The sequence below is a fragment of the Methylobacterium platani genome (genome assembly GCF_001653715.1).
Lineage (GTDB): Bacteria > Pseudomonadota > Alphaproteobacteria > Rhizobiales > Beijerinckiaceae > Methylobacterium > Methylobacterium platani.
The window spans coordinates 47,733-66,029 of the sequence record NZ_LWHQ01000061.1; the positions used below are offsets into that span (position 1 = coordinate 47,733).

Below are 18,297 nucleotides of genomic sequence, written 5' to 3' on the forward strand. Positions count from 1 at the left end.
ATGAACGTCCTCGGGATCGAGACCACCTGCGACGAGACCGCGGCCGCGATCGTGGCGGTGGGGGAGGACGGGCGCGGGGAGATCCGCTCCAACGAGGTGCTGAGCCAGATCGCCGAGCACGCCGCCTATGGCGGCGTGGTGCCGGAGATCGCCGCCCGCGCCCATGTCGAGGTGCTCGACCGGCTCGTCGCCCGGGCGCTCGCCACCGCGAATCTCGGGCTCGCCGACCTCGACGGCATCGCGGTCGCGGCCGGCCCCGGGCTGATCGGAGGCGTGCTGGTCGGCCTCGTCACCGGCAAGACCCTGGCGCTGGTCTCGCGAAAGCCCCTCGTCGCGGTCAACCACCTCGAGGCCCACGCCCTCACCGCCCGGCTCACCGACGGTCTCGCCTTCCCGTACCTGCTGCTGCTCGCCTCCGGCGGCCATACCCAGCTCGTCGCCGTGAAGGGCGTCGGCGAGTACGTGCGCCTCGGCGGCACCATCGACGACGCCATCGGCGAGGCCTTCGATAAGGTGGCGAAGCTCCTGGGCCTCGCCTATCCGGGCGGGCCGGAGGTCGAGCGCGCCGCCGAGGGCGGCAACCCGGAGCGCTTCGCCCTGCCGCGGCCGATGCTCGGCCGGCGCGAGCCGAACTTCTCCCTCTCCGGCCTCAAGACCGCCCTGCGGATCGAGGCCGAGCGCATCGCGCCCCTCACCAACCAGGACGTCGCCGACCTCTGCGCCGGCTTCCAGGCCGCGGTCGTCGACGTGGTGGTCGACCGGGTGCGGGTGGCCCTGCGCGATTTCGGCGCCGTCGCCGGCCATCCGACCGCCCTCGTGGTCGCCGGCGGCGTCGCGGCGAACGGCGCCCTGCGCCGCGCCCTCGCCCGCCAGGCCGGCGAGGCCGGGCTGCCCCTCGTCGCCCCGCCCCTGCCGCTCTGCGGCGACAACGGCGCGATGATCGCCTGGGCCGGCATCGAGCGCCTGCGGCTCGGCCTCACCGACGACATCACGGCGCCGGCCCGGCCGCGCTGGCCCTTCGCGCAGGCCCGGGATGCCGCCGGGGACGCCGGCCCGGCCGCGAGCCAGCCCGCCGGATGAGCGCCGCAGAGGCCGACGCGCAGCAGCGCCGCTGGCGGATCCTGGTCGACGAGCGCCTGCCCGAGGCGGCGGCCGCGCATCCGGACTGGCCGGTCACGCGCAACCACTGCTTCGCCCGCATCCTGCTCGACAATGCCTGCGGCGGGCCCTGGCGCGAGAGCGTCGCCCCGCCCGCCTGGGCCAACATGCCGCCCGAGCGGCTGGCGCTCGCGGTGAGCCTCGGCGAGGCGGTCCTGGCCGGCCGGCAGGACCTGGCCGCGCTCAACCGCCGCTCGCTCCTGTGGCGGCGCAAGCGCCCGGTGGCCCCGCCGCCGAAAGGCCTGTCCGGCGACGGCTTCTCCCTGCGGCGCTGGCGGCTCGCCGACGACGGGCCCTTCGCGGCGCTCTGCGCCGATCCGGAGGTGATGCGGTTCTTTCCCGCGCCGAAGACCGCCCGCGAGAGCCAGGCCGAGGCCCGGGCGCTCGACCGCCGCTTCGAGGAGGACGGGTTCGGGCCCTGGGCCGTCGAGGCGCCCGAGGGTTTCGCGGGCTTCGTCGGCTGCTGGCGCCCGGCCCGGCCGCTGCCGCTCGGCGGGCTGATCGGCCGGGAAACCGGTCTCGTCGAGATCGGCTGGCGCCTCGCCCGGTCCGCCTGGGGCCGGGGCTTCGCCGTGCGCGGCGCCCGCCTGGCGCTCGCCGACGCCTTCACCCGCTGCGCGCTTACCGAGATCGTGGCCTACACCGCCGACCGGAACGGCCCGTCGCGCCGGGTGATGGAGCGTCTCGGGATGAGCGAGGTCGGCGGGTTCGACCATCCGGGCCTGCCCGAAGGGCATTCCTTGCGGCCGCACCGGCTGTATCGGTTGGCGGCGGCGGATTTCCTCGCGGGAGATGCAGTATGAGCCTGATCGGCCCGATCGCGGTCCTGGGCGGCGGCGCCTGGGGCACGGCGCTCGCCAATGCGGCCGCCGCGGCGGCGGCGCGGCCGGTCGTGCTGTGGATGCGCGATCCCGAGGCCGCCGCCGCCATGGCCCGCACCCGCGAGAACGAGCGCCACCTTCCGGGCGTGACGCTGCAGCCGGGCGTGCGGCCGACCGCCGACGTGGCGGATCTCGCCGAGTCCGAGGCGGTGCTGGTGGTGACGCCGGCCCAGACCCTGCGGGGCGTGCTGACGGCCCTCGCCCCGCGCCTGCGGCCGGACGCGGCGCTGATCCTGTGCGCCAAGGGCATCGAGCGCGGCACCGACGCCTTCCTGACCGACGTCGCCGCCGAGGTCGCGCCGGGGGCGTCCGTCGCGGTCCTGTCCGGACCGAGTTTCGCGGCGGACGTCGCCCGGGGCCTGCCCACAGCCGTGACCCTGGCGAGCCGCGACGGCGCGCTCGCGGCGGCCCTCGCCGCCGCCCTGTCGGGGCCGACCTTCCGGGTCTATCACGGCAGCGATCCGCGCGGGGTCGAGATCGGCGGGGCGGCCAAGAACGTGCTCGCCATCGCCTGCGGGGCGGCGATCGGCCGCGGCCTCGGCGAGAGCGCGCGGGCGGCCCTCGTCGCCCGCAGCTTCGCCGAACTGATGCGCTTCGCCCGCGCCTGGGACGCCCGGCCCGAGACCCTGATGGGGCTCTCCGGCCTCGGCGACCTCGTGCTCAGCGCCGCCTCGGCGCAGTCGCGCAACTTCGCCTTCGGCGAGCGGCTCGGCCGCGGCGCGAGCCTCGCGGAGGCCTCCGGCGGCAAGCTCGCGGAAGGAGCGCTCACGGCCCAGGGGCTGGTCGCGCTCGCCCGCCGGCGCGGGGTCGAGATGCCGGTCGCCGAGGCGGTGGCCGGGCTGCTCTCCGGCACGCTCGGCCTCGACGCGGCGATCGCCGACCTGCTCGGCCGGCCGCTCCGGGCCGAGATCTGAGCCCGGGGCCCGGGGTCAGAACAGCCCCTCGATCCGCCCCTCGGCGTCGAGGTGGATGCCTTCCGCCGCCGGCACCTTCGGCAGGCCCGGCATGGTCATGATCTCCCCGCAGATCGCCACCACGAAGCCGGCGCCCGCCGAGAGCCGCACGTCGCGCACGGCGACGACGTGGCCGCTCGGTGCCCCCATCAGGGTCGGGTCGGTCGAGAACGAGTACTGGGTCTTGGCCATGCAGACCGGAAGGTTCCCGTGCCCGGCCTGCGCGAAGGCCGCGAGCTTGCCGGCCGCCTTCGATTCGATCTGGACGTCGGCGGCGCCGTAGAGGGTCTGCGCGATCGTGCGGATCTTGTCCTCGAGCGGCATCGCGTCCGGATAGGCGAAGCGCGGCGCCGCGGCCGGGCCGGCATCGGCGAGCGCCGCCACCGCGTGGGCCAGGTCCTCGGCGCCGGCGGCGCCCTCGGCCCAGTGCCGGCAGGTGATCGCCTCGACGTCGAGGCGGTCGCGGCAGAGCGCCTTGAGGGCGGCGTGCTCGGCCTCCGTGTCGGCGTGGAAGTGGTTGACCGCCACCACGACCGGCGCGCCGAAGCGGCGCACGTTCTCGACGTGGCGGGCGAGGTTGGCGAAGCCCCGCTCCAGGGCCGCGACGTTCTCGGAGCCGAGATCCGCCTTGGCGACGCCGCCATGCATCTTGAGGGCGCGCACCGTCGCGACGATCACCACCGCGGACGGGTTCAGCCCCGCCTGGCGGCACTTGATGTCGAAGAACTTCTCCGCCCCGAGATCGGCGCCGAACCCGGCCTCGGTCACCGCGTAGTCGCCGAGCCGCAGGCCGGCCCGGGTCGCGATCACCGAGTTGCAGCCATGCGCGATGTTGGCGAAGGGCCCGCCATGGATCAGCGCCGGGCTGCCCTCGAGGGTCTGGACGAGGTTGGGCTGCAGCGCGTCCTTCAGCAGCACCGTCATGGCGCCGGTGGCCTTGAGGTCGGCGAGCGTCACCGGCTTGCGGTCGCGGTTCTCCGCCACCACGATGCGGCCGAGGCGCGCCTCGAGGTCGGCGAGGTCGCGGGCGAGGCAGAACACCGCCATCACCTCGGAGGCGACCGTGATGTCGAACCCGTCCTCGCGCGGGAAGCCGTTGGCGACGCCGCCGAGGCTCTGGGTGATGCTGCGCAAAGCCCGGTCGTTCATGTCGAGGACGCGCCGGAACGCCACCCGGCGCAGGTCGATGCCGAGGGCGTTGCCCCAGTAGACGTGGTTGTCGATCATCGCCGCGGCGAGGCTGTGGGCCGAGGTGATGGCGTGGAAATCGCCGGTGAAGTGGAGGTTGATCGCCTCCATCGGCACCACCTGGGCCCGGCCGCCGCCGGCCGCCCCGCCCTTCTGGCCGAAGCAGGGCCCGAGCGAGGGCTCGCGCAGGCAGATCACGGTCTTGCGGCCGATGCGGTTGAGCGCGTCGCCGAGGCCCACCGTGGTGGTGGTCTTGCCCTCGCCCGCCGGGGTCGGGCTGATCGCCGTCACCAGGATCAGCTTGCCCTCGGGGCGCGCCGCGAGGCTCCGGATGTGGCCGTGGTCGATCTTGGCGATGTGGCGCCCGTAGGGGTGCAGGGCCTCGTCCGGAATGCCGATGCGCTGCGCGATCGCGGTGATCGGCTGCAGGGTGGCCGCGCGAGCGATCTCGATGTCGGTCGGCAGGGTTGCGGACATCTTGGGTCCCGATCGTTGTTCTGGAGCCGGAGGGGGGCGGCTTGGCGTGGACGGATTTTAGGCGGAGGCCGCCCTTGTCGAAAAGATCAAATCGCTTGAGCCGGATACTCAGAAAAATTGAAACCCCTCCGGCCGGGTTGCGAACAGGATCGAGCGGGGCTGCAAGCTCCGATCGCCGATCCTTGCGCGCCCGGCGTTAGGCATGTCGGCAGATCGCCGCCCGCCGGACGTAGACCGCTTCACCATTGCCGCCCCAGGGTGACCCCGCGAGACCGTCGGGCGAGGGGAAGACGACATGGCCTTCTGGCTGCGGGCCGGGCTGGTGATTGGCGCGATCTATTACCTGTCGCCGCTGCGCCTCGGCGAGGCGCCGGCGCCCGCCTCGCCGCGGCCTGCGCACCCGCCGGCGACGCTCGGCGAGATCGCCGGGCCGCTCCTCGAGACCCTGCCCGCGCCCTTGCGCGCCCGGGTGGTCGAGACCGCCGCCGCCGAGGCCGGGCGCGCGGTCGAGACCGGCCTGCGGGCGGCGGTGGCGGAGGCCGGCTGGCCGACGTCGCGCGACACCCTCACGGCGCACGACCGCCAGCCCGCCTGGCGCGGTGCCGCGGAGCGCGAGGCGCGGTGACCGGCGCCGGGATGGGGCCGGGATCCCGCACGGTCGACCGGCGTCACGGGCTGCCAAGCTTATGTCGCCAAGCCTAGCTCCGCCGGGCGAGGACGAGGCGGAACTTCGGCCTGCCGGCTCGGTTCCCGAATCGTGAAGCTAACAGGCGATCATCGGAATTGCTGTGCGACCCCGGATCGGGGCGGGCGAGACGATGGAGTTTTTCGGCTTCCGACCATCCGATGCTTCGAGTCATAGCCCCCTTGCCCCGCTACTTCTTCGACGTCATGGACTCGACCCAGAGCGTGCCGGACGAGGCCGGGCTCGATTGCCGCGACCTGGGCGAGGCCTGTCGTCAGGCCCACGCCCTGATCGCCGAGGCGATGAGCGGCCCGGAATCGACGCGGATCGACTGGTGCGCCTGGCGCGTCGAGGTCCGCGACGAGGCGCGCGGCCTGGTCTTCACCGTGCCGTTCCTGCCCCGGTGACCGCGCGGCCCATCCCCGGTCGACGGAGCCGCGCTTCCGAAAAGGACTAACAACCTGCGATCCCGCCTCTATACTCTGATGGAGTTCCAAGGGGCCCGCCGCGTCCGGCGGTGCCCCGGCGACGGGCCGGACCCACGGTCCGGCCGCGCGGGGAAGGCGTTCCGATGTCCGTGACCGAAGAGGAGGTTCCGGCCGACCGGGTGGTCGAGGCCCTGGAGATCCTGCTGCGTGCGCCGCCCTTCGGGCGCTCGCCGAAGCTCGCGCGTTTCCTGCGCTTCGTGGTCGAGGAGGAGCTGGCCGGTCGCGGCGCGACCGTGAAGGCCTACGCCATCGCCACCCAGGCCCTCGGGCGCGGGTCCGATTTCGACCCGAGCCTCGATCCGAGCGTGCGCGTCGAGGCCGGACGCCTGCGGCGGGCCCTCGACGAGGTCTATGGCCAGCACCCCGACGGGCTCGCGATCCGCATCACCGTGCCGGTCGGCGGCTACCGGCCCCGGTTCGAGATCCTGGAGGCACCGCCCGCGCCGGTGGCGGAGGCGACCCCCGACGTCGCCGATGCGTCCGAGGCGGCGGAGCGATCGCACGCGGCGGTGGCCGGCTTCACGCCGCGCGGGCAGGCCGCGATCATCGCGCTCCTCGCCGGCATCCTGCTGGTGCTCTGCATCGATCTCGGCCTGACGCTGAGCGCCCGGATGGCCGAGCCGGGGCCGGCCCCGCGCGGCGTCGCCTCCCGGGGCCGGTGAGGATCGGCTCCGAGGATCAGGTCCAGCGGGTGGCGAAGCGGGCGAGGTCCGCCGCGCTCGCGAAGGCCACCACGCCGAGGGTGCGTGTCTCCTCCGGCAGGCCCGGGAACACCGCGTAGGCCACCGCGCGCCGGCTGAAGGCGGCGCTCGGCGCTTCCGCCGCGGCCCAGTCCCGCACCTCGGGCGCCAGCGCGTCGGGATCGTCCGGCGCGACCAGCCCGGACCGCTCGCGCAGGGCCAGGACGTAGGGCCCGAGATCCGGATGCTGCTCGCGCAGGACCTTGACGATGTCGATCATCGCGGTCCGTCAGAAGCTCTGCGGCTCGTTGACCTGCACCACCGGCTGGCCCTTGAAGAAGTTCGGGATGTCGCCGAAGATCTCCTTGCCGTGGGCAGCCCCCGCCTTCTGGAAGTCCTCCAGCGAGCGGAAGGTGAGGAGCGCCATCACCTGGAACGGGGCCGGGCTGCCGTCGGGCGTGCCGCTCGCCTTGACGACCTCCGCCTTCTCCAGGCCCATCGCGGACCAGCGCTCGCGCACCAGCGGCATGTGGTGCTCGAGGTAATAGGCGAGGTCGAAGGGCTGGGCGTCGGCGCCGCCCGGATACATCACGCTGACCAGGATCATGGCGTTCTCATCTCTCCCGGATACGGGACCCGTATCCGGTCCCTCGATGGCAGAGAGCATCGTTTGGCCCCCCGGCGCAAGCGCGCCGGGGCTGTCCATGGGTCGCTCATCCCCAGAGAGCCGGCGCGGGCGGATGCACGAGGCTGCCCTCGAAGACGAGGCCGGGCTCGCGGTCGCGGGCGAGCAGCAGCGGGCCGTCGAGGTCGACGAAGTCGGCGTAGCCCGACAGCAGCATCGCCGGCGCCATGGCGAGCGAGGTGCCGAGCATGCAGCCGACCATGATCGACAGCCCCCGCGCCTTGGCGGCCTGCGCCAGGAGCAGCGCCTCGGTGAGGCCGCCGGCCTTGTCGAGCTTGATGTTGATCGCGTCGTAGCGGTCCGTGAGCCCGTCGAGCCCGGCGCGGTCGTGCAGGCTCTCGTCGGCGCAGATCGGGATCGGCCGGGTCATCCCGGCGAGCATCGCGTCCTCGCCCGCCGGCAGCGGCTGCTCGATCAGCCGCACCCCGGCGGCGACGCAGGCGGCGAGGTTGGCCTCGATGGTCTCCGGGGACCACGCCTCGTTGGCGTCGACCACGATCGCCGAATCGGGCGCGCCCCGGCGCACCGCCGCGATCCGCTCCGGGTCGCCGGCCCCGCCGAGCTTCACCTTGAGGAGCGGCCGGGCGGCGGCGGCGCGCGCCGCCGCCTCCATCGCCTCCGGGGTGCCGAGGCTCAGCGTGTAGCAGGTCGTGACCGGGGCCGGTGCCGGGATCCCGGCCAACCCGTGGGCGGGGATGCCGGAGCGCTTGGCCTCGAGGTCCCACAGGGCGCAGTCGAGGGCGTTGCGGGCCGCGCCCGCCGGCAGGCGGACGGCGAGGTCCTGCCGGGCGAGGCCGGCGGCGAGCGCCTCGCCCTGCGCGGCGATGAGGTCGCGCACGCCCTCCACGGTCTCGCCGTAGCGGGCATAGGGCACGCACTCGCCCCGGCCGGTGTTCGTTCCGTCGGTGATCGCGGCGGTCACCACCACGGCCTCCGTCCGGCTGCCGCGCGAGATGGTGAAGGTGCCGGCGATCGGCCAGCGTTCGATCGTCGTCGCGAGCCGGATCACGCGGGGAACTCCGCCACCAGCCGGTCGACCAGCCCCTCGACCCCGAACCGCACCGGGTCGGTCGCCGGCAGGCCGTGCTCGGCGGCGAGCGTGTCGAGCAGCGCCCGCGCCTCCCCCTCCTCCAGGGCCTGGGTGTTGACCGCGATGCCGGTCGGCCGGATGTCCGGGTTGGTCAGCCGGCCGAGCTGGACGGTGAGGTCGATCACCGCCCGGATGCTCGGCAGGGCGTGCTTGACCCCGCGCATCGTCGTGCGGGTCGGCTCGTGGCAGACCACGACGGCGTCGGCCTGCGCCCCGTGCAGGAGGCCGAGGCTGACCCCGGCGAAGCTCGGGTGGAACAGCGAGCCCTGGCCCTCGATCAGGTCCCAGTGCTTCGGATCGGCGGCCGGCGCGATCCACTCGACGGCGCCGGAGATGAAGTCCGCCACCACCGCGTCGATGGCGACGCCGCGGCCGGAGATGAACACCCCGGTCTGGCCGGTGGCGCGGAAATCGGCGTCGAGGCCGCGGGCGCGCATCCCCTTCTCCAGGGCCAGCGCGGTGTACTTCTTGCCGACCGAGCAGTCGGTGCCGACGGTGAGCAGCCGCCGGCCCGGCCGCCGCGTGCCCTTGCCGGTCTCGAAGCGCTCGTCGGAATGGCGCACGTCGTGGAGCCGGCGCCCGTGGCGCGCGGCGGCCTCGGCGATCTCCGGCACCGCGCCGAGGCGGGTGTGCAGGCCGCTCGCCACGTCGAGCCCGGCCTCGATCGCCTGGACGATGGTGGCGACCCAGTGCGGCGGCAGCACGCCGCCGGCATTGACCACGCCGACGATCAGGGTGCGGGCGCCTCGTCCGACGCCCTCCGGGATGGTGAGGTCCGGGATGCCGAGATCGGCGGCGCAGGCCGGCAGGCGCAACTGCCCGACGCACCAGTCCGGCCGCCAGTCGACGATGCCGTAGGCGGTCTTGGCGGCGAGCCGGTCGGGCACGTCGCCGAGGAACATCAGGTAGGGCGTGGCGATCTGCATCGGTCTCGTCGGTCCGTCGTCGCGGGGTCGTCACGGAGGGCGGAGGCAGGGACCGGACCGCGAAGGGCCGATCCTCAAGGCACGGCACCTTCGCGCGGGTGGGTCCGGGGTGCAACAGGCGGCTGGCGCGGGGGCGCCCGGCCGCGCGGCCGGTTCCGTTGGCCCGGCCCTTGCTGGCACCGGTCCCGGGCACGACCGGTCGCGCGGTCCGCAAGGTCATGCGCAGAACGCCCCGCCCGGGGCGCGCCGCCATCCCCAGCCTCGCCCTTGACGTGATGATCGCGGTGGCGGACTAGGTCGATGCCCAATAGGAGAGCACGAATGCGTTTGAGAAGCCTGCTTCCCGTCCTGCTCGCCGGCCTGGCGGCCTCCGCCGGGACCGCCTCGGCCCAGGACCTGACCGGGACGCTGAAGAAGATCAAGGAGACCGGGCAGATCACGCTGGGCTACCGCGATTCCTCGGTGCCGTTCTCCTATCTCGACAACAACCAGAAGCCGGTCGGCTTCGCGATGGACATCTGCTACAAGATCGTCGACGCGGTGAAGGCCGACCTCAAGCTCGACAAGCTCGAGGTGAAGCTGAACCCGGTGACCTCGGCGACGCGCATCCCGCTGATCGCCAACGGCACGGTGGACCTCGAGTGCGGCTCGACCACCAACAACGTCGAGCGGCAGAAGCAGGTCGCCTTCACCAACACCCACTTCCTCACCGCCAACCGCTTCGTCGCCAAGAAGTCGAGCGGCCTGACGAAGTTCGAGGACCTGAAGGGCAAGACCGTCGTGTCGACCTCCGGCACCACGAACATCAAGCAGATCAACGAGTACAACGCCGAGAAGAAGCTCGGCATCACGATCCTGCCGGCCAAGGACCACGCCGAGGCGTTCCTGATGGTCGAGACCGGCCGCGCCGCCGCCTTCGTGATGGACGACGTGCTGCTCGCCTCGCTCGCCGCCTCCTCCAAGGATCCCGGCGCCTACGCGATCTCGACCGACGCCCTGTCGAAGCCCGAGCCCTACGGCATCATGCTGCGCAAGGACGACGCCCCGTTCAAGAAGGTCGCGGACGCCGCCACCGCCGCCTTCTACAAGAGCCCGGAGAGCAAGGTCGTCTACGACAAGTGGTTCATGAAGCCGATCCCGCCGCGGGACATCAACCTGAACCTGCCGATGAGCGAGGCGCTGCAGCACGCCTTCGCCAAGCCGAGCGACAGCCCGGACCCGGCCGCCTACTGAGCTGACGCCCGGCGCCGCCCCTCCCGCAGGGGCGCCGCCGCCCGGTTGCAGCCTCCCCGGCACGTTTTCCCTGTGCCCTCGACCGCGCCCCGCCTCGTCCGGGCCGGAAAACCGTATACCATCGGACCTCAGGCGGACCCGGAAGTCAGGGCATGAACTACAACTGGAACTGGGGCATCTTCTTCGAGGCCTCGCCCGAGGGGACCGGCACCTACGCCGACATGCTGCTGTCGGGCCTGATGTGGACGATCCTCACGGCGCTCTGCGCCTGGGTCGTCGCCTTCGCGGTCGGCTCGGTCGTCGGCGTGCTGCGCACCCTGCCGAGCCGGGCCGCGCAGGCGGTCGGCAACGCCTATGTCGAGCTGTTCCGCAACATCCCGCTGCTCGTGCAGATGTTCCTGTGGTACTTCGTGCTGCCCGAGGTGCTGCCGGAATCCTGGGGCACCTGGCTCAAGCAGCTCCCGGACGCCCCGTTCTACACCGCCGTGGTGTGCCTCGGCTTCTTCACCGCCTCGCGCGTCGCCGAGCAGGTGCGGGCCGGCATCCAGGCCCTGCCGCGGGGCCAGCGCATGGCCGGCACGGCGCTCGGGCTCACCACCGCCCAGACCTACCGCTACGTGCTGCTGCCCAACGCCTACCGCATCATCCTGCCGCCGCTGACCTCCGAGTTCCTCAACAACCTGAAGAACACGTCGGTGGCGCTGACCATCGGCCTCCTGGAGCTCACCGCCCGGGCCCGCGCGATGCAGGAATTCTCGTTCCAGGTCTTCGAGGCCTTCACCGCCGCGACGATCATCTACATCATCATCAACCTGCTGGTGGTGACCGTGGCCGGCGTGATCGAGCGCCGCGTCGCGGTGCCGGGCCGTTGATCCTTTAGCGTTTCGGGCAGGATCCTGCGATGTTCTCGAATTTCGACTTCGGCGTCATCCTGAATTCCTGGCGCTACCTGTTCCTCGACGGGATGACCTTCACGCTGACGCTGACCGCTCTCGCGGCGGTCGGCGGCGTGATCCTCGGCACGCTGATCGCCATGATGCGGCTCTCGGGCCTGCCGGTGCTGCCGCAGATCGCCAAGGTCTACGTCAACTTCATGCGCTCGCTGCCGCTGGTGCTGGTGATCTTCTGGTTCTACTTCCTGGTGCCGTATATCGGGCAGTGGATCATCGGGGCCGAGCGGCCGATCCAGGTCGGCGCGTTCTCGTCCTCGCTCATCACCTTCACGCTGTTCGAGGCGGCCTACTTCTCGGAGATCATGCGGGCGGGCATCCAGTCGATCCCGAAGGGCCAGGGCGCGGCGGCCTCGGCGCTCGGCCTGACCTACTGGCAGTCGATGGGCAGCGTCATCCTGCCCCAGGCCTTCCGCAACATGCTGCCGGTGCTGCTGACCCAGACCATCGTGCTGTTCCAGGACACGTCGCTGGTCTACGTCCTGTCGATCACCGACTTCCTCGGCGCCGCCTCGAAGATCGCGCAGCGCGACGGGCGCCTGGTCGAGATGTACCTGTTCGCCGCCGTGGTCTACTTCACCGTCTGCTTCATCGCCTCGCTCCTGGTGCGCCGCCTGCAGCGCCGGGTCGCCATCATCCGATAGGGTTTGCCGCCATGACCTCCTCCGCGATGCCGCCCGTCAGCCCCGTTCCGGAGCCGCAGGCCGCGGTCGACGCGGCGCCGGGCACCGGCCCCGTCGGCACCCTGCTCACCGAGCGCCCGCCCGTGCCGGCGACCACCGGGCCGATGATCGCCATCGACGGCGTCTCGAAGTGGTACGGCGACTTCCAGGTGCTGACGAACTGCACCACCTCCGTCACCAAGGGCGAGGTGGTGGTGGTCTGCGGCCCCTCGGGCTCCGGCAAGTCGACGCTCATCAAGTGCGTCAACGCCCTCGAGCCGTTCCAGAAGGGCCAGATCACCGTCGACGGCACCAAGATCGCCGACAAGAAGACCAACCTGCCCAAGCTCCGCTCGCGGGTCGGCATGGTGTTCCAGCACTTCGAGCTGTTCCCGCACCTGTCGATCACCGACAACCTCAGCCTCGCCCAGCGCAAGGTGCTCGGCCGGAGCCGGGACGAGGCGGAGGCCAAGGGTCTCGCGCTGCTCGAGCGGGTCGGCCTCAAGGCCCACGCCCACAAGTTCCCGGGCCAGCTCTCCGGCGGCCAGCAGCAGCGTGTCGCCATCGCCCGGGCGCTCGCCATGAACCCGATCGTGATGCTGTTCGACGAGCCGACCTCGGCCCTCGACCCCGAGATGGTCGGCGAGGTGCTGGACGTCATGGTCGAGCTCGCCCGCGAGGGCATGACCATGATGGTCGTCACCCACGAGCTGGGCTTCGCCCGCGAGGTCGCCGACACCGTGGTCTACATGGACCAGGGCGGCATCGTCGAGGCGGGCACGCCGGCCGAGGTCTTGGGGGGCCCGCGCGAGGCCCGCACCCGCAGTTTCCTCTCGGCGGTGATCGGCTGAGAGTTTTCACGATGTCGAGGAGGTTCTGGTGAAGCGTCTGATCGCGATCGGTCTCATGGGCCTGTCCGCCACGGTGGCCGTGGCGCAGGAGGCCCCGAAGGCCGCCCTGCCGCCGGAGATCGCCAGGAGCGGCACGATCAAGGTCGCGATCGTGCCGAACTATCCGCCGATGGAGTTCAAGGACCCGGCGACCGGCCAGCTCACCGGCTTCGACGTCGATCTCGGCGACGCCCTGGGCAAGACGCTCGGCGTCAAGCTCGCCTGGCAGGAGACGAGCTTCGACCAGATGATGCCGGCGCTGAGCACGGGGCGGGTCGACATGATCCTGTCCGGCATGACCGACCTCGCGACCCGGCACGAGACCGCGACCTTCGTCGACTACCTGCGCAGCGGCCCGCAATTCTTCGTCCGCAAGGCCCGCGCGGGCGAGCTCAAGGACATGACCTCGCTCTGCGGCAAGAAGGCCGGGGCGAGCCGGCGCACCTCGTTCCCGCGCGAGATCGCCGCCTGGAGCGAGCAGAACTGCAAGGACAACCCGGTGGTGTTCGTCGGCACCGAGGGCTCGGCCGATGCCCGCACCCAGCTCAAGCAGGGCCGCATCGACGCCGCGGTCCAGGGCAACGAGACCCTGCCCTACGTGATGGGGCTGGAACCCGACACCTACCTCGCCCTCGGCACCCCGATCGCCCTGCAATATACCGGCATCGCGATTCCCGTGAAGGAGACCGGCCTGCAGCAGGCGATGGCCGGCGCCCTCGACGCGCTCATCGCCGACGGGACCTACAAGGCGCTCCTGGAGAAGTGGAAGCTCACCGAGAACGGCGTCGACAAGGCCGTGATCAACGGCGGGAAGTAGAAACGCCCATCAACCGCCATTCCCCAAGAAGAACGCGGGGTCCCCTCTCCCGTTTGGGAGAGGGGCAGGGGTGAGGGTGCTACGGTTCTGAGTTAAGCTCGCAGTGCCGAGCTGCCAGCACCACGGTCTGAGCTTTACGATGAAGTTCGCCACCCTCACTCCCGACCCCTCTCCCACGCGGGCGAGGGGAGCGCGCGAGTTCGTCGACACCGGCGCCCGGGAGATCCGCAGTTCCCGACCGCACAACCCCGAAAGTCCCCAACCCATGAACCGCGCCGCCCTCGACAGCATCCCGCTCACCCCCGCCAACCTCGCGGCGCCCGCCCCCGACTATCCCTGGCCCGCGCCCTACCGCTCGGCGATGTTCCTCTCCTTCGACGTCGATGCCGAGAGCGCCTGGACCAGCAAGGACGCAGGCCACGCCGAGCGCCTCGTCACCATGAGCTACGGCGCCTACGAGGCGCGGGTCGGCACGCCGAAGCTCCTCGAACTCCTCGACCAGCGCGGCCTCAAGGGTACCTTCTTCATCACCGGGTGGGCCGTCGACGCCTATCCGGCGATGGCCGAAGCGATCGTGAAGGCAGGCCACGAGATCGGGCACCACGGCTACCACCACCTGATGCCGGATCCCGGCGCGCCCTTCATCGAGGAGGAGGTGGAGCGGGGCTTCGAGACCCTGAAGCGCCGCCTCGGCGTGGTGCCGACGGGCTACCGCGCCCCCTACGGCGAGTTCACCGAATCCTTGCGCCAGATCCTGGTGAAGCACGGCATCGTCTATACCTCGTCCTTCCGCGACGACGTCCGGCCCTACCGCCACGTCCTCGCGGACGGCCGCCCCGGCCCGATCGAGCTGCCGGTGACGGCGAGCTACGACGACTGGATGCACGGCCTCTCGACCCGCTTCAGCCCGCGCTCGATCTTCCCCAAGGAGCACGTCCTGTCGCTGTGGAAGGACGAGCTCGACGAGATCCGCGACTGGGGTGCGATGGTGACGACGGTGCTGCATCCCCAGTGCAGCGGCCGGCCGATGCGCCTGCGCCTGCTGCGCGAGTTCCTCGCCTACGCGCAGGACTGCCCGGATGTGTGGATCACCACCGGCGCGGCGATCGCCGAGAACTTCCTGACCCACGAGAGGGCGGCGTGACGACGACGGCGCTCTTCGGCTCCTGGATCCTCACCCGCCGGGACGGGGCTGCGCGCATCGAGCGCGACCGCTGGGTGCTGATCGAGGGCGACCGGATCGCCGCGATCACCGCCGACCGGCCGGCGGCCGACACCACCTGCGACCGGCCGGGCCGCCTCGTGCTGCCCGGCCTGATGAACCTGCACAACCACTGCTTCAGCGAGGCGATCGCCCGCTCGCACACCGAGGACGGGCGCGGGCGGAAGGGCGGCAGGAGCATCGTCTACACGGTGCTGCTGCCGCTCTCGAAGACCGCGCTGACCGTGCTGTCGCCCGGGGAGCGCCTGGCGGTGGCGCGGCTCGGCATCCTCCAGCTCCTGAAGGGCGGCGCCACCACGGTGATGGAGCCGTTCCGGAACGGCCTCCCCGAGATGTTCGCGGCGGCCGAGGAGATGGGCCTGCGCTTCTACGGCGCGCCCTACCTGTTCTCGACCGCCGACGCCAAGGCCGGCCCGGACGGACGGGTGGCGTATGCCGGCGACGACGGCGCGGCCGATCTCGCGGCCTGGAACGCGCTCCACGCCCGCTGGGAGGGCAGGGCGAACGGGCGCATCCGCCTCGCGATGAGCCCGCACGCCACCGATACCTGCGGCCCGGACCTGCTGCGCGCCTGCGCCGCCCGGGCGCGGGAGCTCGGCGTGCCGATCACCACCCACCTCGCCCAGAGCGACGACGAGGTCGCGACGATCCGGGCCCGCTACGACGGGCGCAGCCCGGCCGAGTACCTCGACTGGCTCGGCCTGCTGGCGCCGGACCTGCTCGCCGCCCATTGCATCGCCAGCAGCGACGACGACCTGCGCCTGATGGCGGCGCGCGGCGCCACGGTGCTGAACTGCCCGCGGGTCTTCGCCCGGGCCGGACGCACCGCCGCCTTCGGGCGCTTCGCCGCCCACGGCATCCGCACGCTGGTCGGCACCGACGGCTACAACATGGACCTGCTGGGTGAGCTCAACGCCGCCTCGCTGATCTCGAAGATCGCCGCCGGCCGGGCCGAGGTGGCGGATTCCGCCGCCCTCGTCGACGCGGTGACGGGGCAGGCCGCCGCGGCGATCCGGCGGCCCGATCTCGGCGTGCTGGCGCCCGGCGCCAGGGCCGACCTGACGGTGGTCGACATGACCCACCCGCACCTGCAGCCGCTGCACGATCCCCTGCGCGCCCTGATCGCGCTCGCCAACCGCGCCGACATCGCCCAGGTGATCGTCGACGGCCGGATCCTCGTCGACGAGGGCCGGTACCTCGCCGGCGACGAGGCGGCGATCACCCGCGAGGGCGCCGCCGCGATCGAGCGGATCTGGGACCTGCCGGAGGCTCGCGCCGCCTTCGAGGAGGCCTGACCTCAACCGAGGTCGAGCGCCTGCATCACCTCCGCCACCCGGGCCCGGGCCTCCGCGCCGAGCGGCAGGATCGGGCGCGGTGGCACGGCCTGGGTGAGATCGAGGAGGCTGGCGCAGGCATAGATCACCCGCAGGCTCGAATATTCCCGGAACAGCGCCCAGAGCGGTTCGAGCCGGGCATCGAGCCGCCGCGCCTCCGCCGCTTCGCCGGCCCGCACGGCGCGCAGGATCGCGACGCCGACCTGCGGAAACAGTCCCGCGACGACGCTGTACCAGGCGTCCGCCCCGGCGAGCAGCGCCTCGGTCACGGTCCAGTCGCCGCTATAGCCGAGGGAGAAGCACGGCGGCACGGCGGCGCGCAACGCGGCCAGGTGCCCGGCCACGGCCTCCCGCTCCTGGCCCGGGCTCTTCACCGCGACGATCCCCGGTACCCGGCTCAAGCGGCCGACCAGCGCCGGCCCGAACCGGAAATGCGTCGTCGAGGGATTGTCGTAGAGGCAGAGCGGCAGGCCGCTCTCCCGCGCCACCGCGGCGCAATGCTCGAACACCTCGTCGTCGGTGAGCGGCGTGTAGGAGACGGCCGCGAGCAGCCCGGCCGCGGCCCCCGCCGCCCGCGCATCCTGCGCCAGCCGCACCGCTTCGTCGGTCCGCAGCGCGCCGATTCCGACCAAGATCGGTACGTGCACGCCGGCCTCGTCGAGCGCGGCCTCGAGTGCCCGCCGGCGCTCCTGGCGAGTCAGATACGGGTAGGATCCGGTGCTGCCGAGGAGACCGATCGAATCGACGCCGGCCTCGCACAGCCGGGCGACGAGCCGGCGCAGGGCCGGGAGGTCGGCGCGGCCGTCGGCGTCCATCGGCGTGATCGGGAAGGCGGAGAGGCCGGAGAGGTGCACGGGAGCTGTCCTTCCTGTCGGGTCGGGCATCAGGCGGCGGGCCGCCGCGCGAAGGCGAGGCCGAGACCGAGCGCGATCATCGCGGCGCCCGACGCCTCGCGCAGGCGGCGGACCAGCCCGGGGCGGGACGCGGCGGCACCGCGCAGGCGGCTCGCAGCGATCGCGACGGCGAGGTCGGCGAGGGTGTTGAGGGCGACCGCGACCGTCCCCAGGACCACGAATTGCAGCGCGACGGCACCCGCCGCCGCGTCGACGAATTGCGGTACGAAGGCCAGGAAGAATGCCGCCGTCTTCGGATTGAGGGCCTCGACCAGCACGCCCTCTCGGAATGCCCGCCGCGCCCCGACCGACGGCCGCGCGCCGTCCGGCCTCGGCGCGTCCCGCCGGGCGGAGCGCAGCGTACGATAGCCGAGCCAGACGAGGTAGACGGCGCCCGCGAGCTTCAGCGCCGTGAACCACTCCGCGCTGGCGAGCACCAGGGCCGACACGCCGAGGCCGCCGGCCAGGACGTGGGCGAGACCGCCGAGCCCGGTGCCGAGGCTCGACGCCACGCCCTCGGCGCGCCCTCCGGCAAGGGTTCGCGCCGCGACGTAGAACAGGCCCGGACCAGGCGTGACGGCGAGAAGGAGCGCCGCGGCGGCATAGAGCGCGAAAGAGCTCGGATCGGGCATGGGGATCTCGAACGGGGCGCCGGATCGGGCGGCAAGCGGAGCAGGTAACGGCAAACCGGCTCACCGCCTACGGCCAGTTCGGCGCGATCACGCTGGTCCAGTTGGTCGCGCGCCAGCGATGTTTCCGGCAGTGAGCGGCGAGGGGGCAAGAACGCCGAGGGGGCAAGAACGCCGAGGGGTCCGAACGCCAAGGGGCCGGAACGCGAAGAAGCCCGCCGGGCGTGAGCCTGGCGGGCTTCTTCGGTCGAGGTCGTGTCGAGGGAAGGTGTACGTGCTTGGCAGGTCTGGCGGTGACCGACTCTCCCGTGTCTTGAGACACAGTACCATAGGCGCTGGGGCGGTTAACGGCCGAGTTCGAGATGGGATCGGGTTCTGATCACCCCGCTCAGACCACCAGACCGGCCAAGCACGTCGCGTTCGGGCAAGCATGGGGACCGGCGGCCGCTGGGGCCG

Annotated in this window: 20 protein-coding genes and 1 rRNA gene; 13 read left to right on the forward strand and 8 right to left on the reverse strand. The window is 72.4% G+C overall.

The genetic code is table 11. The annotated features are described in order from the left end of the window. Genes tsaD through A5481_RS26620 form a run of 3 tightly spaced genes read left to right on the forward strand, consistent with a single transcriptional unit; the run spans window position 1 to window position 2,953 of the window. Window positions 1–1,080 (forward strand): tRNA (adenosine(37)-N6)-threonylcarbamoyltransferase complex transferase subunit TsaD, encoded by a 1,080-nt coding sequence (gene tsaD, locus A5481_RS26610; protein ID WP_048434075.1) that lies wholly within the window; start codon window positions 1–3, stop codon window positions 1,078–1,080. Continuing rightward, complete coding sequence (locus A5481_RS26615) at window positions 1,077–1,961, forward strand: GNAT family N-acetyltransferase (RefSeq protein WP_048434076.1); 885 nt, start codon at window positions 1,077–1,079, stop codon at window positions 1,959–1,961. The genes tsaD and A5481_RS26615 overlap by 4 nt, the downstream gene beginning before the upstream one ends. Further along, window positions 1,958–2,953 (forward strand): NAD(P)H-dependent glycerol-3-phosphate dehydrogenase, encoded by a 996-nt coding sequence (locus tag A5481_RS26620; RefSeq protein ID WP_048434077.1) that lies wholly within the window; start codon window positions 1,958–1,960, stop codon window positions 2,951–2,953. Before A5481_RS26615 ends, A5481_RS26620 begins: the two co-directional genes overlap by 4 nt. A 15-nt stretch (window positions 2,954–2,968) precedes the next feature. Here A5481_RS26620 and A5481_RS26625 read toward each other — a convergent pair whose 3' ends face one another. Continuing rightward, complete coding sequence (locus A5481_RS26625) at window positions 2,969–4,645, reverse strand: formate--tetrahydrofolate ligase (RefSeq protein WP_048434093.1); 1,677 nt, start codon at window positions 4,643–4,645, stop codon at window positions 2,969–2,971. A 307-nt stretch (window positions 4,646–4,952) separates the two neighbouring features. On the opposite strand from A5481_RS26625, the gene A5481_RS26630 reads away from it, so the two are divergent. The 3 genes from A5481_RS26630 to A5481_RS26640 all read left to right on the forward strand — a co-directional run bounded on the left by A5481_RS26630 (window position 4,953) and on the right by A5481_RS26640 (window position 6,492). Further along, a complete protein-coding gene (locus tag A5481_RS26630) occupies window positions 4,953–5,282 on the forward strand; it encodes a hypothetical protein (protein WP_048434078.1) in 330 nt (109 codons plus the stop codon). 242 nt (window positions 5,283–5,524) lie between these two features. Then, complete coding sequence (locus A5481_RS26635) at window positions 5,525–5,749, forward strand: DUF6894 family protein (protein ID WP_048434079.1); 225 nt, start codon at window positions 5,525–5,527, stop codon at window positions 5,747–5,749. A 164-nt stretch (window positions 5,750–5,913) separates the two neighbouring features. Continuing rightward, on the forward strand, window positions 5,914–6,492 hold the full coding sequence (locus A5481_RS26640; RefSeq protein WP_048434080.1) for a hypothetical protein: 579 nt from the start codon (window positions 5,914–5,916) through the stop codon (window positions 6,490–6,492). Window positions 6,493–6,508: 16 nt separating this feature from the next. On the opposite strand, the gene A5481_RS26645 is transcribed toward A5481_RS26640, so the two are convergent. The 4 genes from A5481_RS26645 to dgcN form a co-directional block, all read right to left on the reverse strand. Next, complete coding sequence (locus A5481_RS26645; protein ID WP_048434081.1) at window positions 6,509–6,790, reverse strand: hypothetical protein; 282 nt, start codon at window positions 6,788–6,790, stop codon at window positions 6,509–6,511. 9 nt (window positions 6,791–6,799) lie between these two features. After that, window positions 6,800–7,117: an EthD family reductase gene (locus tag A5481_RS26650; protein WP_048434082.1), complete on the reverse strand. Its 318-nt coding sequence runs from the start codon at window positions 7,115–7,117 to the stop codon at window positions 6,800–6,802. A gap of 106 nt (window positions 7,118–7,223) precedes the next feature. Further along, window positions 7,224–8,204 (reverse strand): N-acetyl-D-Glu racemase DgcA, encoded by a 981-nt coding sequence (gene dgcA, locus A5481_RS26655; RefSeq protein WP_048434083.1) that lies wholly within the window; start codon window positions 8,202–8,204, stop codon window positions 7,224–7,226. After that, on the reverse strand, window positions 8,201–9,211 hold the full coding sequence (dgcN, locus tag A5481_RS26660) for an N-acetyltransferase DgcN (RefSeq protein ID WP_048434084.1): 1,011 nt from the start codon (window positions 9,209–9,211) through the stop codon (window positions 8,201–8,203). The genes dgcA and dgcN overlap by 4 nt, the downstream gene beginning before the upstream one ends. A 321-nt stretch (window positions 9,212–9,532) precedes the next feature. Between dgcN and A5481_RS26665 the strand changes: the two genes are divergently transcribed. The 7 genes from A5481_RS26665 to A5481_RS26695 all read left to right on the forward strand — a co-directional run bounded on the left by A5481_RS26665 (window position 9,533) and on the right by A5481_RS26695 (window position 16,280). After that, a complete protein-coding gene (locus tag A5481_RS26665) occupies window positions 9,533–10,444 on the forward strand; it encodes an amino acid ABC transporter substrate-binding protein (RefSeq protein WP_048434085.1) in 912 nt (303 codons plus the stop codon). A gap of 152 nt (window positions 10,445–10,596) precedes the next feature. Next, window positions 10,597–11,316: an amino acid ABC transporter permease gene (locus A5481_RS26670; protein ID WP_048434086.1), complete on the forward strand. Its 720-nt coding sequence runs from the start codon at window positions 10,597–10,599 to the stop codon at window positions 11,314–11,316. A 29-nt stretch (window positions 11,317–11,345) separates the two neighbouring features. Beyond that, complete coding sequence (locus A5481_RS26675) at window positions 11,346–12,038, forward strand: amino acid ABC transporter permease (RefSeq protein WP_048434087.1); 693 nt, start codon at window positions 11,346–11,348, stop codon at window positions 12,036–12,038. Between the two features lie 143 nt (window positions 12,039–12,181). Beyond that, entirely contained in the window at window positions 12,182–12,907 is a 726-nt protein-coding gene (locus A5481_RS26680; RefSeq protein ID WP_064504417.1) for an amino acid ABC transporter ATP-binding protein, read from the forward strand. Window positions 12,908–12,932: 25 nt separating this feature from the next. Further along, window positions 12,933–13,763 carry an ABC transporter substrate-binding protein gene (locus A5481_RS26685; protein WP_048435142.1) on the forward strand — a complete coding sequence of 277 codons (831 nt, stop codon included), beginning with the start codon at window positions 12,933–12,935 and terminating at the stop codon, window positions 13,761–13,763. A gap of 265 nt (window positions 13,764–14,028) precedes the next feature. Next, a complete protein-coding gene (locus A5481_RS26690) occupies window positions 14,029–14,907 on the forward strand; it encodes a polysaccharide deacetylase family protein (protein WP_048435143.1) in 879 nt (292 codons plus the stop codon). Next, window positions 14,904–16,280, forward strand: a complete 1,377-nt coding sequence (locus A5481_RS26695; RefSeq protein WP_048435144.1) for an amidohydrolase family protein — start codon at window positions 14,904–14,906, stop codon at window positions 16,278–16,280. Before A5481_RS26690 ends, A5481_RS26695 begins: the two co-directional genes overlap by 4 nt. A gap of 2 nt (window positions 16,281–16,282) precedes the next feature. Here A5481_RS26695 and A5481_RS26700 read toward each other — a convergent pair whose 3' ends face one another. The 3 genes from A5481_RS26700 to rrf form a co-directional block, all read right to left on the reverse strand. After that, complete coding sequence (locus A5481_RS26700; protein WP_280818881.1) at window positions 16,283–17,173, reverse strand: dihydrodipicolinate synthase family protein; 891 nt, start codon at window positions 17,171–17,173, stop codon at window positions 16,283–16,285. Between the two features lie 29 nt (window positions 17,174–17,202). Then, a complete protein-coding gene (locus A5481_RS26705) occupies window positions 17,203–17,844 on the reverse strand; it encodes a LysE family translocator (RefSeq protein WP_048435146.1) in 642 nt (213 codons plus the stop codon). Window positions 17,845–18,126: 282 nt separating this feature from the next. After that, window positions 18,127–18,242, reverse strand: a 5S ribosomal RNA gene (gene rrf / locus A5481_RS26710). Between the last annotated feature and the right edge of the window lie 55 nt (window positions 18,243–18,297).